The organism is Pradoshia sp. TA40_28 (assembly GCF_059694525.1).
On sequence record NZ_JCATZO010000008.1, the window covers coordinates 85,493 to 102,248 of the forward strand.

Annotated in this window: 15 protein-coding genes; 1 reads left to right on the plus strand and 14 read right to left on the minus strand. The window is 39.0% G+C overall.

Annotation, left to right across the window (positions count from 1 at the left end):
- Positions 1 to 273: 273 nt before the first annotated feature.
- The 5 genes from gnd to mce form a co-directional block, all read right to left on the minus strand.
- A complete protein-coding gene (gene gnd / locus AC58NB_RS12275; RefSeq protein WP_497427125.1) occupies positions 274 to 1,686 on the minus strand; it encodes an NADP-dependent phosphogluconate dehydrogenase in 1,413 nt (470 codons plus the stop codon).
- 86 nt (positions 1,687 to 1,772) lie between these two features.
- Positions 1,773 to 3,044: a DNA polymerase IV gene (locus tag AC58NB_RS12280; protein ID WP_497427126.1), complete on the minus strand. Its 1,272-nt coding sequence runs from the start codon at positions 3,042 to 3,044 to the stop codon at positions 1,773 to 1,775.
- Between the two features lie 106 nt (positions 3,045 to 3,150).
- A complete protein-coding gene (locus tag AC58NB_RS12285; protein WP_497427127.1) occupies positions 3,151 to 4,278 on the minus strand; it encodes a M20/M25/M40 family metallo-hydrolase in 1,128 nt (375 codons plus the stop codon).
- Positions 4,279 to 4,562: 284 nt separating this feature from the next.
- Complete coding sequence (locus tag AC58NB_RS12290; protein ID WP_497427213.1) at positions 4,563 to 6,104, minus strand: acyl-CoA carboxylase subunit beta; 1,542 nt, start codon at positions 6,102 to 6,104, stop codon at positions 4,563 to 4,565.
- A 10-nt stretch (positions 6,105 to 6,114) separates the two neighbouring features.
- Positions 6,115 to 6,528: a methylmalonyl-CoA epimerase gene (gene mce / locus AC58NB_RS12295; RefSeq protein ID WP_497427128.1), complete on the minus strand. Its 414-nt coding sequence runs from the start codon at positions 6,526 to 6,528 to the stop codon at positions 6,115 to 6,117.
- Between the two features lie 154 nt (positions 6,529 to 6,682).
- Here mce and prli42 point away from each other — a divergent pair, with 154 nt between their 5' ends.
- A complete protein-coding gene (gene prli42, locus AC58NB_RS12300; RefSeq protein ID WP_497427129.1) occupies positions 6,683 to 6,778 on the plus strand; it encodes a stressosome-associated protein Prli42 in 96 nt (31 codons plus the stop codon).
- A 26-nt stretch (positions 6,779 to 6,804) separates the two neighbouring features.
- On the opposite strand, the gene AC58NB_RS12305 is transcribed toward prli42, so the two are convergent.
- The 9 genes from AC58NB_RS12305 to AC58NB_RS12345 all read right to left on the minus strand — a co-directional run bounded on the left by AC58NB_RS12305 (position 6,805) and on the right by AC58NB_RS12345 (position 16,617).
- Complete coding sequence (locus tag AC58NB_RS12305; protein WP_497427130.1) at positions 6,805 to 7,338, minus strand: L,D-transpeptidase; 534 nt, start codon at positions 7,336 to 7,338, stop codon at positions 6,805 to 6,807.
- A gap of 53 nt (positions 7,339 to 7,391) precedes the next feature.
- Positions 7,392 to 8,363, minus strand: a complete 972-nt coding sequence (locus tag AC58NB_RS12310; RefSeq protein WP_497427131.1) for an aromatic acid exporter family protein — start codon at positions 8,361 to 8,363, stop codon at positions 7,392 to 7,394.
- A gap of 82 nt (positions 8,364 to 8,445) precedes the next feature.
- Entirely contained in the window at positions 8,446 to 9,168 is a 723-nt protein-coding gene (locus AC58NB_RS12315) for an amino acid ABC transporter ATP-binding protein (RefSeq protein ID WP_497427132.1), read from the minus strand.
- Entirely contained in the window at positions 9,168 to 9,821 is a 654-nt protein-coding gene (locus tag AC58NB_RS12320; RefSeq protein ID WP_497427133.1) for an amino acid ABC transporter permease, read from the minus strand. The genes AC58NB_RS12315 and AC58NB_RS12320 overlap by 1 nt, the downstream gene beginning before the upstream one ends.
- Before the next feature lie 68 nt (positions 9,822 to 9,889).
- Positions 9,890 to 10,675, minus strand: coding sequence for a transporter substrate-binding domain-containing protein (locus tag AC58NB_RS12325; protein WP_497427134.1), 786 nt, complete (start codon positions 10,673 to 10,675; stop codon positions 9,890 to 9,892).
- A gap of 313 nt (positions 10,676 to 10,988) precedes the next feature.
- Entirely contained in the window at positions 10,989 to 11,426 is a 438-nt protein-coding gene (locus tag AC58NB_RS12330; protein ID WP_497427135.1) for a BrxA/BrxB family bacilliredoxin, read from the minus strand.
- 187 nt (positions 11,427 to 11,613) lie between these two features.
- Positions 11,614 to 12,654, minus strand: a complete 1,041-nt coding sequence (gene meaB / locus AC58NB_RS12335) for a methylmalonyl Co-A mutase-associated GTPase MeaB (RefSeq protein WP_497427136.1) — start codon at positions 12,652 to 12,654, stop codon at positions 11,614 to 11,616.
- Entirely contained in the window at positions 12,641 to 14,821 is a 2,181-nt protein-coding gene (gene scpA / locus AC58NB_RS12340; RefSeq protein ID WP_497427137.1) for a methylmalonyl-CoA mutase, read from the minus strand. The genes meaB and scpA overlap by 14 nt, the downstream gene beginning before the upstream one ends.
- Positions 14,818 to 16,617: a methylmalonyl-CoA mutase family protein gene (locus AC58NB_RS12345; protein WP_497427138.1), complete on the minus strand. Its 1,800-nt coding sequence runs from the start codon at positions 16,615 to 16,617 to the stop codon at positions 14,818 to 14,820. Before AC58NB_RS12345 ends, scpA begins: the two co-directional genes overlap by 4 nt.
- Positions 16,618 to 16,756 lie beyond the last annotated feature (139 nt).

The window sequence follows — 16,756 nt, forward strand, 5'->3', positions numbered from 1 at the left end:
CACACTAATCCAATTTTCAGGCTTCTGTTTTTATTCAAAAACATCGCGAAAATAAGATTAGATTTTCATCGTCCCACTATCAGTCCTTTACATTTATTTTTTATAGTATATTCCAGATATGCCGGAAGTGTCAATTTATTTTGAGACTACTTCGATTTTTCTGTCACCAGGGGTTGTATAATCATTTACTAGTATGAATGATTTTTTTGTCATTATACATAAGAAAGACGGCCTAAAGATCATGAATCTTTAGGCCGTCCTTTTTGTTGTTTCTTAAGATTCCATCCACTCAGTATGGAAAATACCTTCTTTATCTACACGCTCGTATGTGTGAGCGCCAAAGTAGTCTCGTTGCGCCTGTAAAAGATTTGCAGGCAATGTTTCAGCACGATAGCTGTCATAGTAAGACAGTGCTGCTGTAAAGCTTGGAACCGGAATACCAGCTTGGACAGCCGCTACAATGACTTCACGCAATGCTTCCTGGTAGCTTGTTGCAATTTCCTTGAAATAATCATCAAGAAGAAGGTTTTTAAGATTAGGGTTGCGATCATAAGCATCTTTAATCTTCTGTAGGAATTGTGCACGAATGATACAACCTCCGCGGAAGATCATCGCGATATCGCCATACTGTAGATCCCAATTAAATTCGTCAGATGCAGCTTTCATTTGTGCAAAGCCTTGTGCATACGAACAAATTTTGCTCAAATACAAAGCTTTTCGAATGGATTCGATAAATGCTGTTTTATCTCCATCAAATGCCTTCACTTGAGGACCTGTTAATACCTTGGAAGCTTCCACGCGCTCTTCTTTTAATGCAGATAAGAAACGGGCAAATACAGATTCCGTAATGATCGGAAGTGGAACGCCAAGATCGAGTGCACTTTGGCTAGTCCATTTTCCAGTTCCTTTTTGGCCTGCTTTATCAAGGATTACATCTACCATTGGTTTGCCTGTCTCTTCGTCCTTTTTCGTGAAGATATCAGCAGTAATCTCGATTAGATAGCTGTCCAGTTCGCCTTTATTCCATTCAGAGAATACTTCATGAAGTTCATCAGCGTTTAGACCAAGAATATGACGTAATAAGGAATAGGATTCGGAAATCAATTGCATGTCTCCGTACTCAATTCCATTATGGACCATTTTCACATAATGGCCCGCTCCATCCGGTCCAATATATGTACAACAAGCATCATCGCCTACTTTAGCGGAGATTGCTTTTAAGATCGGAGCTACTAGCTCGTACGCTTCCTTTTGGCCTCCAGGCATAATAGAAGGTCCCTTTAATGCACCCTCTTCACCACCTGATACACCTGTTCCAATAAAATGGAAGCCTTGCTTGCTTAATTCTTCATTACGACGTTGTGTATCTTTGAAGAATGTGTTTCCGCCATCAATTAGAATATCCCCTTTATCAAGATAAGGAGTTAATTGGGCAATGGTTGCATCAGTAGCTGCACCGGCTTTAACCATAATTAAAATTTTACGTGGTGTTTCCAAAGAGTTTACGAATTCTTCAATTGAATAGGTAGGATGGACATTTCTTCCTTCCGCCTCTTTCATCATAGCATCTGTTTTTTCAGATGAACGATTGTATACTGAAACGGAATATCCGCGGCTTTCAATATTAAATGCTAAATTCTTGCCCATTACGGCCAGACCGATTACACCGATTTGTTGTTTTTCCATCTGTAAACATTCCTTTCATTGTTTTTTCGCTATACTAAACCGTATTAACTTTAGCAATTTTACACCATTTGCGCAAGTGCGACGAATTAGTTTTCCTTGTCATTCCTGGGTTTGGGACGCTTTAAGAAGTCCTTGCTAAAACTTGTATTGGCATCTATTTGATTGCTATTTATTTCTATCCCTTTTTGGATAATTTTATCCCCGAACTTCTTAGTCAGCTTTTCCATAGCCGTACCCAATTTCACTTCTTTTTCGTCCTGAACAAACGAAAAAATATCCAATTGCTTGATTGCTTCCTGCTGCTCAACCACTTCATTTGCTGTTACGCCCAATAGCCTTACAGGATTGCCATTCCAATGCTTTGTAAAAAGATCCCGGGCATGGTTGTATAACTCTTCAGTCTTATTAATTGGATTTTCCAGAGTTTTGCCTCGTGTTATAGTCCTTCGATCCTTATAGCGAATCATAATTTGGACCTTCATAGTCAGTAGTTCCTTCTTCTTTAAACGACCAGAGACCTTTTCACTTAATCGTTGCAGCACTTCAAATAATTCATGCTGATTCGTTACATCTCTTGGAAGAGTAGTCGAATTTCCAACACTTTTAAAGTCATAAATAGATTCCGGATCTACCTCACGCCTGTCTATACCATTGGCTCTTTCTCTTAATCTGATGCCATTTATACCAAGAAGTTTTTTAAGTGCCAATTCATGCGCATTGGCTAAATCACCAATCGTATGAATATTTAATGTGGCCAGTTTTTCGGCCGTTTTTTGGCCAACTCCATGCATCTCACCAACTGGCAGGTGCCAGAGTTTAGCCTGCACTTCACGCTTTCTCAGAATCGTAATTCCCATTGGTTTCTTCATATCCGAAGCGGTTTTGGCCAGAAACTTATTTGGAGCTATACCTATACTGCATGGCAAATCCATCGTTTCCATAATTCTTTTTTGAATCGTATGAGCTATTTCTATGGGTGATTGGTTCTCACAATAATCAGTAATATCAAGATAGCCTTCGTCAATTGAAACGGGTTCTACAAGTGGTGTATACATCCGCAGCAGATCAAAAATCCCCTGTGATGCAGTGCGATATCGGTCAAAATTAGGTTCCATCAGGATAAGGCCGGGACAAAGCTTCTGTGCCTGCCAAATTGGCATTGTTGTTTTGACACCAAATTTACGTGCTTCATAACTGCATGTAACAATAATCCCTCTTCTTTCCTTCGCATTCCCGGCTATTGCCAAAGGTTTTCCTTTTAATACAGGATTATGGGCCATTTCTACAGAAGCATAAAAACTATTCATATCCACATGTAAAATGACTCTTCCGCCTTTTTTAACTTGACGTTGTTCCATCTCTTAGACCCTCTTATCCCTTATATTCACTGTTTAACTGGAGCTAAACACATTGTTTATGTAAAATTGCCACTGGACTATTCCAGTGGCATCATGCATGCTAGCATTATTTAGATGGATTTGTAACTTCTTCAATAATCGCCAATACCATTTCACCTAGTTTATTTAACTCAGCAATTGGCATTTTCTCGTTTGTTGTATGGATATCTTCGTATCCCACTGCAAGGTTTACGGTAGGAATACCATGTCCAGCGATTACGTTTGCATCACTACCTCCACCGCTGTGAAGAAGTCTTGGTTCACGGCCAATTTTCTCAGCTGCTTTTTTAGCTACTTCAACCACATGATCTCCGTGGTCATATTTGAATCCTGGGTACATAACTGTTACTTCCACTTCAGCAGAGCCACCCATTTCAGCAGCTACTGATTCAAACGCATCTTTCATTTTAGCAACCTGAGCTTCCATTTTTTCAGGTATCAAAGAGCGTGCTTCCGCAAGAATTTCTACATGATCACAAACGATATTTGTTTGTGAACCACCTTCAAAGCGGCCGATATTAGCCGTTGTTTCTTCATCAATTCTTCCAAGCGGCATTTTAGCAATAGCTTTAGCCGCAATCGTAATCGCAGAGACGCCCTTTTCCGGTGCAACGCCTGCATGCGCTGTTTTTCCTTTAATAATAGCGTTAACTTTCGCTTGTGTAGGTGCAGCAACAATGATATTGCCAACTGCTTCATCACTATCTAATGCAAAACCATATGTAGCTTTAATAAGAGAACGATCCAATACTTTTGCACCCACCAAGCCGGATTCTTCTCCAACTGTGATGATGAACTGGATTGGGCCATGTTCAATATTATTTTCTTTTAATACACGGATAACTTCAAGCATAACAGAAAGGCCCGTTTTATCGTCCGCCCCAAGAATAGTCGTACCATCAGATACTACATAACCATCTTTAATAGAAGGTTTGACACCCTTACCTGGAACGACTGTATCCATATGGGATGTAAAATAAATCGTATCCACACCTTCTTTAGTGCCTGGTAACGTACAAATTAAATTACCTGCTCCAAACCCGGTAAGTTCCTTTGCATTATCTTCATATACATCCAGGCCCAGAAGGCTGAATTTATCTTTTAGGATTTTTGCTATTTGTCCTTCATTTTTTGTCTCAGAATCAATTTGCACCAATTCTAAAAATTCTTGTAATAATCTTTCTTCATTAATCAATTGTCTTCCTCCTAACCGGGAATAAGTTACTTTATAAGTATACCGATGTTTCTTCCATAAGAAAAGAGGTCGAGCCCGGACAAAGGGTAGACAGTTTTTCCCTATATAAATATAGATTTAAAATACTTCGATACTTCCTTAATATAGACTTATTTGTTTACCATTTACTACTTAAGAATCTTTATTCAGCTTAACTTACTTTGGTATTGGTAGATAAAAGCTATTTCTATTTTTCCAAAAGACAGACAGACAAAAATAGAGCCCGAAACCGGACTCTAAAAAGTTTAAAGCGGAATATTACCATGTTTTTTGGACGGTCTTGATTCTTTCTTTGTCCGAAGCATCTCTAACGCCTGCGCCAGTTTTATTCGAGTTTCTCTTGGATCAATCACATCATCGACCATCCCTTGACTGGCCGCAACATAAGGGTTTGCAAATTTTTCACGATATTCTTCAATTTTTTGCTGACGTACTGCTTCAGGATCATCACTACTGTTAATTTCTTTAGCAAAAATGATATTAGCTGCCCCTTGAGGTCCCATCACAGCGATTTCTGCATTTGGCCAGGCATAGACAAGGTCTGCCCCAATTGATTTGCTATTTAAGGCTACATAAGCCCCTCCATAGGCTTTACGCAGAATGACTGTAAGTTTTGGAACCGTTGCTTCTGAATAAGCATATAAAATTTTGGCGCCATGTCGAATAATTCCCCCATGCTCCTGTTTGATTCCCGGGAAAAACCCCGTAACGTCCTCAAATGTAATAATCGGGATATTAAATGAATCACAGAACCGAATAAATCTTGCTGCTTTATCAGATGAATCGATGTCGAGTCCACCCGCCATATATTTTGGCTGATTACATACCAATCCGACCGTTTCACCTTTCATTCTCGCTAAACCAATCACCAGGTTCCGCGCAAAATGCTCTTGTATTTCAAAGAAAGAATCTGAATCGACTACTTCCATTACAACCTTCCTTACATCATAGGGACGAATTCCATCATAGGGTACAAGCTCAGCTATATCAGGACAATAATCATTTTCCTCATTCCATTCCCTGACAGGTGGTTTTTCTTCATTATTTAAAGGCAGATAGGAGAGAATTTTCCTTACCTTTTGTAATGTTTCTTCCTCCGTTTTTCCTTCAAAATGTGCATTGCCACTAATGGAATTATGAACTTTTGCACCACCTAAATCTTCAGAACTGATTTTTTCCCCCGTTACTGTTTCAATTACCTTTGGACCAGTAATGAACATTTGGCTCGTTTGGTCGACCATAAAGACAAAATCAGTAATTGCTGGAGAATAAACAGCCCCTCCCGCACACGGCCCCATAATAACCGATATTTGCGGGACAACTCCAGAATAGATAACATTACGATAAAAAACCTGACCATACCCATCAAGCGAGGTAACACCTTCCTGAATTCTTGCTCCACCTGAATCATTCAACCCAATGATAGGGGCTCCATTTTTGGCGGCTAAATCCATAATAGACGATATTTTTTTGGCATGCATCTCACCAAGTGCACCGCCAAAAACGGTAAAATCCTGTGAAAAAATATAGACCGGTCTGCCATCGATTTTGCCATAACCAGTTACAACCCCATCGCCTGGCCCCTTCACCTGATCAGAACCAAAGTCTTTATTGCGATGTTCGACAAAAGCATTCAGCTCGACAAAGCTATTTTTATCGACCAAAATGTCAATTCTCTCTCTGGCTGTCAGCTTCCCTTTATCATGTTGCTTCTCAATTTTATCGAATCCGCCGCCAAGCTCGATATCATGTTTTCTGTCGTACAGTTCAGTTATTTTCTCATACATATCCACTTATCTATTCCTCCCGTTTCGGCTTTTCTAGAATCTCTACTAAAACCCCTTGTACCGATTTAGGATGTATAAAAGCTACTTGTGTATGATGGGCACCGGGTCTGGGTTCTTCATCAATCATTTGAAGACCATTGTTTTTAAGTTCGTTGATTCTTTCTTTGATATCATCTACTTCAAGAGCAATATGGTGAATGCCTTCTCCTCTTTTTTCGATAAATTTAGCAACAGCACTTTTTTCATGCAAAGGCTCCAATAATTCTACCCGAGTATTGCCAGCGGATAAAAAAACGACTTTCACCCCTTGGCTTTCGACAATTTCCTCCCCTTCATTTACCATTCCAAAGATCCCTTCATATAAAGGAAGCGCTTTCGAAATGGAGCGAACAGCAATCCCAATATGGTTCATTTCCTTTTGCATACAAATCCCCCTTAATCTTCCTATTTAAATAATAGAACATTCTCAATATTCTATAAAGAAATTACACTTGAATAATGAATGATATTTTTAGACTTGAGGAGTTTTGCTAAACATAGTAGTATCAAATAGAAGAATATAAAGGGAGTGTAACTCTATGTCCAAGAAGCGTACACAAAAAATTATTGTTTATCTTATGATTATTACGATGGTAGTAGTCACTCTTCTATCAGGTCTATCAGCATTCTTATAAAATTAAAATAAACCTCATCTATACTCTCACGGAGAGTCAGATGAGGTTTTTTCGTGTATGGCATGAAATAACCTGGCGTAGGTGGATGGAGTGTCAGAATTATTATAGATATATACCCTTGTTCCAAGTGGTACTGATTCAAACAGAGTTTCGACCTCTTTATTTTTCATCCTGATACAGCCGGCAGATACATTTTTGCCAATTGAATCCTCTTGATTTGTTCCATGAATCCCGTAAATTCTCCCATTTGTTCCATGGGCATCTACACCCATCCATCTGGAACCGAGTGGATTTCTCAAATCCTTCCCCGGGATTTTCTTCTTGGTATATTCCGGGTCTTCAAACTTTGTGACAATCGTAAATAATCCCTCCGGTGTGTCTTCATTGTTTTTACCAGTTGCAATCGAAAATTGATATCTTTCCTGATTTTCAACAAAAAACACAAGCTGATTAGTCTTTTTATTAATCACTATAAATGGATCACCGGGTATGGGATTGGGGCCTAGAGGCCATATCGGTGACATTACCTGCATTACTAACCAAAGCGTCATCCATTTCATAAAAAAACCCCATCCTTTTATTGTTTAGGATGGGCTCTATGGCTAATTTTCATTCATCGCTTTGATTTGGTATTTGGCAGCGGTTTCACTGTACTTTTGATAATTAGATAGTCCTTTAATTCTTTAATAAGCTGGAAAAGGGCTGCCCGTTTTTCAAAATCCTCGAAGGTTGTCGGAATCTCTTTTTTCTTTACTTCTTCCACTAACTCCTCAAGCATATGTATGTATTCATGGGCAGTATTATGATAGTGGACATTATCACTTAAAAAACCAATGTATTCACCCAAATCATGACTGACTTCATCGCCTGATAAATCCATTTTAGCTGCTAAAGGAAGTATTCTCTTTAAAATACTCAATTGTTTTTCGCGGAGTTTAAAATAGTGATAATAAGAAGCATCATCAACTATTTTATGATTTTCTTCCTCCAGTGCTGCATAATAGACAGCTTTCCGGACTAAACTTTCTGCATCTATGATTTCTTTACCGCTCCAGACACTGTTCCCCGTAATCAAGTATTCACTGAGTTCCTTCAGAATAATGCTATAGAGCTTTTCAATTTCTTCCCGATATTTTTTCAGTTCCCGCTCCATGTTCGGCATATAAAAGTTAACCAAAAAAGCAACTGTAATCCCAATAACCACAAGTAAAAATTCATTAAGCAAGCTTGCTAATGTAATCGAGTTTGAACCGTATAAGTGTAGAATAATTACACTGCTTGTTACGATACCACCAGATATCTTTAATGCTACAGTAGTCGGAATAAAAAATAACAGCATTAATCCAATGACAGGAGGTGTATATCCGAGAAGTTCAAAAAATGCAAAGGAATAAATCATCGCTAACGAACAAGCGAAAAAACGCTCACCAGCAGCTCTGAACGACCGTTTCTTTGTTCTCTGGATACATAAAATCGTTATAATTCCTGCGGAAGCGAAACTTTGAAGCCCTATTAATTGAGCAACATAAATGGCAATTGGCGTTCCTATCGCCGTTTTAACGGTTCGATAACCGATTTTAAACATACTAGAACAACCTCTCCTGCAAATTTAATGCAAAAAAGACGCTCTGACATCAGACCATCTTTTTAAACATATCATAAACTTTTTAAAGTACTTTTTGCAAGAAGTCATTCGCACGCTCGGATTTAGGTTGAGAGAAAAACTCTGCCGGAGGAGCATCCTCCACTATTACGCCTCCATCCAAAAACAATACTCGATCGGCCACTTCTTTGGCGAATCCCATTTCATGCGTCACAATCGCCATCGTCATACCAGAAGTCGCCAGTGACTTCATAACCTCGAGAACCTCTTTTACCATTTCAGGATCGAGGGCTGAAGTCGGTTCATCAAATAACATGATTTCAGGCTTCATGGCAAGTGCTCTTGCAATCGCTACCCTTTGTTTTTGACCACCAGAGAGGCGCTCAGGGTAGACATCCGCTTTATCTTGCATGCCGACTTTCTTGAGCAGCTCCATTGCTTCCTGTTTCGCTTGCTCTTTCTTTACTTTACGAACCTTAATTGGAGCATACATAATATTTTCCAACACTGTTTTATGAGGAAACAAATAGAAGTGCTGGAATACCATTCCTACATTCTGGCGCATGGCCAAAACATTTGTTTTTGGTGCTGTAATCTCCTCATTCTTAATCCAGATTTGCCCGGAAGTCGGCTTTTCCATTAAGTTTAAACAACGGAGAAAGGTTGATTTACCAGAACCAGATGGTCCTATAACAGCAATTACTTCTCCCTCTTTTATTTCTGTGGAGATCCCTTTTAGAACGTCCAGCTTTCCAAAGCTTTTATATAGGTCTTTTACTTTAATCATCAGTGCTGCAACCTCTTTTCAAGCATTTTTCCGATCAGCGTTAAAATCATAACCAATACATAGTAAATTAAACCCGCAAAAAGAAGTGGCTCTAAATATTGGAAGGTTTGGCCCCCGACTTGGTAGGCACGTCTCATAATATCCATTACGCCAATCGTTGTGACAATCGCAGATTCCTTTGTAAGCGTGATGAATTCATTCATTAAGGCAGGTAAGATATTTTTATAGGCCTGCGGCAGGATGATGTTGGCCATCATACTACTATAAGGAACACCAAGCGCCATTGCTGCTTCTCTTTGTCCTTTGTCTACCGCAAGAACTCCCCCACGGATAATCTCAGAAATATAAGCAGCTGAGTTTAAAGAAAACGCAAGAACGGCTGCCCAATACCCTTCAATCTGAAAACCAAATAATTGCGGTGAAGCAAAATAAATAATCATTAATTGAAGAACTAAAGGAGTACCTCTAAAGATGGATGTATAAAAATCAGCCAACCAAATAAGAGGCTTAATAGTAGTAATTTTGCACAAGGCAATAATTGTTCCAAGTAAAAAACCAAACAATGCAGCCAGTGCAGCTATTTGCAATGTCGTATAAACACCTTCCAGTATATAAGGCATAGAAGGAATAATATCTGTAAAATCAAGATTCATAAACTTTCTCCTATCTAATTAATAAAAAGAAAAATTTCAGAAAGGGTCACTCCCTTTCTGAAATTTCCTTATTCAGCGTCCCCGCCAAACCATTTTAGAACTAATTCATCCAGTTCTCCATTTTCTTTCATCTTTTTAAGCTCAGCATTAAATTGATCGCGCAATTCACTGTCTTTTTTGAAGGCAATGGCTGATCCAATTTCTTCTGTATCTCCTTCAAGAAGGAATCCTGTTAAATCTTTATTCTTCTCAAGATAACCTTTTGCAACTAGATCTTCAATTATAGCAGCATCAAAACGTCCTGCTTTTATTTCCTGTACCAGTTCAGGAATCTTATCACGATTTTCAACCGTCATTTTTGTTGTTTTTGCTAATTCCTGGGCTTTTTGTTCTTGAATAGAACCCATTTGAACCCCGATTTTTTTATTTTTCAGGTCTTCAGCTGATTCGATTTTGCTTTTCTTTGAAGTAACAATCATATGGTTTGCTGTGTAATAAACATCAGAGAAATCCACATTCTTTTTACGCTCCTCAGTTGGAGTCATCCCAGCCATAACAAAATCAGCTTGTCCATTTTTCAGAGCTGTTACCAAACCACCAAAATCCATATCGACAACTTGTACTTCATAACCAAGTTTACCAGCAATCGCTTTTGCTAGATCTACATCAAAGCCAATGATTTCATCACTTTTCGCTGTATCAATATATTCGAATGGTTTGTAATCGGCTGATGTAGCCATTTTTAAAACTTTTTTATCTCCAGAATCACCACTTGATTCGTCCGAACTGCCGCAAGCTGTTAATACTGAAACAGACAATACAACTGTCAATAAACTAAGCAACCATTTTTTCATTTTCCTTTACCCCCGCTAGATTATGTTTTCATGCTGATAGTATCATTGTTATGCATGAATAAACTATCAACCTCTATGATTAAGATTTTTACTGATTATATATACAACAAATTGTATTTTAACACATAAATATAGTTTTGCAAAATATTTAATATTATATTAAAATAGTTTAAATATTTTATATAAAACGAAAAAAGAAGTATCATTAATTGATACTTCTTCGATAATATTATATTGAAATTATATATAAAATTTAATTATATTCAGTGTTTTTAAATAAAGCCTCTACATGGACTTTATTTCTTTTATTTCTTTAAACTTCTTTACAATATTCATCAAAAGCTTTTTGGAGATTCTCAATTACTTCTACTGGTTCATGCCCCTCAATCTCGTGACGCTCAACCATCTTAAGGATTTTTCCATCCTTTAATAGCGCAAATGACGGGGAGGAAGGTGGATAACCCGTAAAATATTCTCTCGCTCTGGCAGTAGCTTCTTTATCCTGGCCTGCAAAGACGGTTACCAATTGATCCGGCCTTTTGTCATAATTCACTGCATGATAGGCAGCAGGACGAGCAATACCTCCAGCACACCCACAAACAGAGTTAACCATGACCAACGTGGTTCCCTTGTTCGTAAGCGCCTCATCAACTTCTTCTATTGTCTTTAATTCTGTATAACCTGCTTTTTGTATTTCCTCACGTGCCTGGCGAACTACATCATTCATGAATAAATTAAAATTCATGCTCATTTTAACATCTTCCTTTCTAACAGAGCTATCTATATAGTATCAGAGCAGCTCCAATTTATAAAATATTCCATTTTAGGTTTAGTTAACTTGCATAGGGGAATAGTACATTTAATTAAGATGACCCCCTATACTCCTAAATTTACGGATAGCCAAACGGCTATCCATTTTTTATGTTTCATTATTCATTTTACTTATCTTTAGAGAGAAAATACAGATGAAATAATTCTGAGGCTGCCTTTGAAACAATTTCTTCTCCATTTTTGACCTTCTCTTCTATGATTGGCAGGAGTTCTTTCACCATTTTATTTGCATAAAAGTGATCAAGGACTTGCTGTTCCACTTCACTCTCAAACCACTTTGTGAGCTGCCGCTTTCTTCTATTCGAAAATTCGCCTGTTTCCCTTGTAAATTCGCAAAAATCAAGAATCGACTCCCATATTTCATTTAGTCCTTTTTTATGTAAAGCAGAGCAGGTAAATGTTTTTACTGTCCAATCCTTTGTAGACGGTGTATGGTCATGGAGGATCTGACTGTACTCTTCCTTAGCTCTCATTGCCAATCTCTCATTCTCCCCGTCTGCTTTATTCACAGCAATACCATCCACAAGCTCCAAAATTCCTTTTTTCATTCCTTGCAGTTCATCTCCGGCACCCGTTAGAGTCAGAAGGAGGAAAAAATCCACCATATCCCTTACTTCCGCCTCGCTTTGGCCAACCCCAACAGTCTCCACTAGAATCACTGAATATCCGGCAGCTTCACACATCATCATACTCTCTCGTGTTTTACGATGGACGCCGCCTAATTTCCCACCTGAAGCAGTAGGTCGAATAAAGGCATTAGGATGCTTCGATAGTTCTTCCATACGCGTTTTATCTCCAAGGATACTGCCTCCACTGATGGAAGAGCTTGGATCAATGGCTAGTACAGCTACTTTATATCCAAGCTCACATAAGTATAATCCCATATTCTCAATAAAGGTGCTTTTCCCTGCTCCCGGCACACCACTGATCCCTATTCGAATTGAATTGCCTGTATAGGGGAGAATGGCTTGCAAAACATCCTCTGCCTGTGTACGATAAACATTTCCTTTGCTTTCAACTAATGTAATTGCTTTGGATAACGCTTGTAATTGACCCGTTCGTAAGTTCTGGACAAGATCCTCTGTATTAAGGGCCTTATTGTGAACTCTCCTAAATCTTTTTTTCTTGTTTTGATTATGGTCTATCATTTTTAGACACTTCCTCATACCCAAGCCTTTTATAAATTTCATGTAAAATCGTAGTGGCTGCTTCTGGTATGATGGTTCCCGGACCAAATATGGCTGATGCGCCATGCTCGTATAAATACTCATAATCCTGTTCCGGAATAACACCCCCGGCAATGATTACAATATCTTCCCGGCCAAGTTTTTTTAACTCCATCGCCAACTGCGGCATGAGTGTTTTATGTCCTCCCGCTAAAGAGCTCATCCCTATAACATGCACATCATTTTCCACTGCCTGTTTAGCAGACTCCTCCGGCGTTTGAAACAGTGGTCCCATATCCACATCAAACCCAAGGTCTGCATAAGCAGAGGCAACTATTTTTGCACCGCGATCATGGCCATCCTGACCCATTTTTGCAATTAGAATTCGGGGACGACGTCCCTCATTAAGTAAAAATTCTTCCGTTAATTCTCTGACTTCATTTATTTTATCCGCCCCACGATAATGGGACCCATAGACTCCACTAATTGTACGAATAATAGCTCGATGACGTCCGGAAACTGCTTCAATCGCATCGGATATTTCACCTAAAGTCGCCCTCGCGATCGCTGCCTCTATAGCTAATTCCAACAGATTCCCATCTCCCGTACGCGCTGCTTCAGTTAATGCATCAAGCGTTTTCACTACCTGTTCTTGGTTCCGCTTACCTTTGATAGTCTCAAGCCTCTTAATTTGCTGTTCGCGAACCTTGGAATTATCAATTTCAAGGATATCGAATTGTTCTTTTTCGTCTGTTCTAAATTGATTGATACCGATAATGACTTCTTCTCCTGAATCAATTTTTGCTTGCCTGCGTGCGGCTGCTTCTTCAATTCTTAGTTTAGGGAGGCCAGATTCGATTGCCTTTGCCATACCGCCAAGTTCTTCGATTTCTTCTAAGTGGCTCCATGCTTTCTCAATTAACTGATTCGTCAAAGATTCAACATAATAAGATCCGCCCCATGGATCAATAACATTCGTGATTCCTGTTTCCTCTTGCAAAAATAACTGGGTATTTCTGGCAATACTGGCTGAGAACTCTGTTGGTAACGCAATCGCTTCATCAAAAGCATTCGTATGTAAAGACTGTGTATGTCCAAGAGCAGCTGCATGCGCCTCTATTAAGGTTCTGGCAATATTATTAAAAGGGTCCTGCTCCGCAAGGCTCCAACCCGATGTCTGAGAATGCGTTCTGAGAGCCAGCGATTTTTCATTTTGCGGATCAAATTGCTTCATAAGTTTTGCCCATAAAAACCGTGCCGCTCTAAGTTTAGCCACTTCCATAAAATAGTTCATACCGATTCCCCAGAAAAACGATAAGCGCGGAGCAAATGTGTCAATAGGTATGCCTGCTTCTAAACCCGTTTTCACGTACTCTATTCCATCTGCCAATGTGTAGGCAAGCTCCAAATCTGCAGGTGCTCCCGCCTCCTGCATATGATATCCGGAGATGGAAATACTGTTGAATTTGGGAATATAGGCGGAAGTATATTCAAAAATATCCGCTATAATTTTCATAGACATTTGAGGTGGATAAATATACGTATTCCGTACCATATATTCTTTTAAAATATCATTTTGAATAGTACCAGTGAGCTTAGATTGTTCTACCCCCTGCTCAATTGCCGCAGCTATATAAAACGCCATCACAGGCAATACAGCCCCATTCATTGTCATGGAAACGGACATTTTATCCAAAGGGATACCAGAAAACAATATTTTCATATCTTCAATAGAATCAATTGCGACGCCTGCTTTTCCAACATCCCCAACCACACGTGGGTGATCGGAATCATATCCTCGATGAGTGGCTAAATCAAATGCGACGGATAATCCTTTTTGTCCCATTTCTAAATTTCTTCTGTAAAAAGCATTCGATTCTTCAGCTGTAGAAAAACCTGCATATTGACGAACGGTCCATGGCCGGTTCACGTACATCGCTGCATATGGCCCACGGGTAAAGGGAGCAATTCCAGGGAAAGACGGAACATGCTCTACTTCCTTGATGTCCTCCCCATGATAAAGAGGCTTTAACGGTATTTGCTCATTTGATTCGAAGGTAGGAATGTCTGTAAATGTATCTGCTGTTGCAGTTACGAATTCTTCATGGACAGACTGCCATTCTATTTGTGAAAAATCTGGTTTCTTCATGCTTTTACCTCCCGCATTGATGAAAGAGTGGTTAATAAGTCGATCATATTTGTATGGCGATCAATTTTTTGCCAATTTAATTCCTTGATTGCTAAATTAAAATTCCCAACTGCATAAATATGCATAGCCTCGTTTTCTTTGTGAGTCGTTAATGGTCCATCTATATCATTCTCATCCCCACAAATTAAGATATAGTCGGCATCGCTATTTTTTATTTCTTCCTTCAACATTGCGTTGCTCATAATTTCAGTTTTTTCTGTATAACTTAGCCCGCCGGCTGCTAATAGTTCTTTTGAGAAATCTATATACGGCTTAGCTTGAGAGACTCGCCCAAGTCCAATGACCATAATTCTTATTTCACTTCCCCATGTAAGATTCATCGAACGAATCGCTTCAAATTCCGAAGCTAAACGGATTCGCTCAAGAGGGAATATTTCTTTTTCTCCCTGTTGGATGCTTGGCTTTTCTGTTAAATTTTTTATCGCATCCGGTCGTTCTTCTTTTGGATTTGCATACGTATTTATTCCGACGACCCTTTCCTTCCTAACGGCTACCGCTGATAATCTGTTTTTAGCAAGGTCTGCTAACTCTCTTTGTATTTGCCCCTTCTTCAACTCGGAGAGAATACCGCCTTTTTTCTCTAATTTAACGAACTGATCCCACGCCTGCTGGCACAGTTCATCTGTTAAAGCCTCCAAATAGTAGGACCCTCCACCTGGGTCAGCCGTTTTCATTAACATAGATTCCTCCCTAAGAATATGAGGAATATTTCTTGCCAGTCGTTTTCCTAGTGAACTATTGTTCGTGAGCATCTCATCAAACGTATTGACTGTTAGATACTGACAGTTCCCAATTATGGCTGCCAATGCTTCATTCGTTGTACGGAGGAGATTGACATGACGGTCAAAAGTCGTTTTGTTTCTTTGCGAGGTCTGTGCATGGATGTCCATCTTAAAGGTATTTTCATTCCCATACGCCTTACCGATTGCATACCAAAGCTTTCGGGCAGCACGAAGTTTGGCAATTTGCATAAAAAATACAGAATCGATAGCGAATGAAAAAACCATTTTTTCTGCCGTCTCTTTTGAAGATAGCCCTGCCTGTATCCCTTCATATACATAATGCGCACCAAGAGATAATGCATATGCAATCTCTTTGGCAGCATCTGCTCCCGATTCATGATACGGCTTACTATTAATGAGGATTGTTTTTATAGTTGGGGATGATAAATTCCATTCTTTTATTTGATGAAACCATTTAGATAAGCTACTAGTTTCTTTAGTTGGCATGGATCCTTTTTCAGCCCAATCCGAAATAGGATCTCGCGCCACTATTCCTTGTTGGTTAGTTAGGCCTTTACCCAGCTTTTCCATAAGGATTTCCTGTCGGTCACCAGGCAACAGAAATAAAGGATGCTCCTGAATTGGCAGATGATTCAATAGATTATTCAAATCTTCATCACCAAGGCCATTGACATCAAAAGAGATGGTATTTTGTCCATTTGCAAGGGACTCGATAATTGTTTCCTTAAGATTTTCCCCTCTTGCTACTTGGCAAATTTTTAATGGGTGGTGGAGATAGCCAGATTCATAGATTCCTCTCGTATAGGGAGGTTTTCCAGGTACTTCGTCTTTTTCAGGGCTTTTAAAATAAAGCGGTTTCAAAATAATTTTTTCAAATGTTTCGGTCTGTAACATATCTAATTCTTTACCCTTTAGGGATTTTAAGACTGCTTTCTCCCATTGCTCTTCTGTTGCTTGTTTAAATTGATCATTTCTAGCATCCTTTATATTCATAGCTCGCTTTCTTAAAAAGAAAGCTCCCTCCCCTCGCTAATTAACAAAATAGTTAGTAAATTTATAGTATCACGCTTATACCCAATTTCTCCAATAAAAGGTAAATAATCCTCACTAGAGTACTAAGTGATTTATTTCT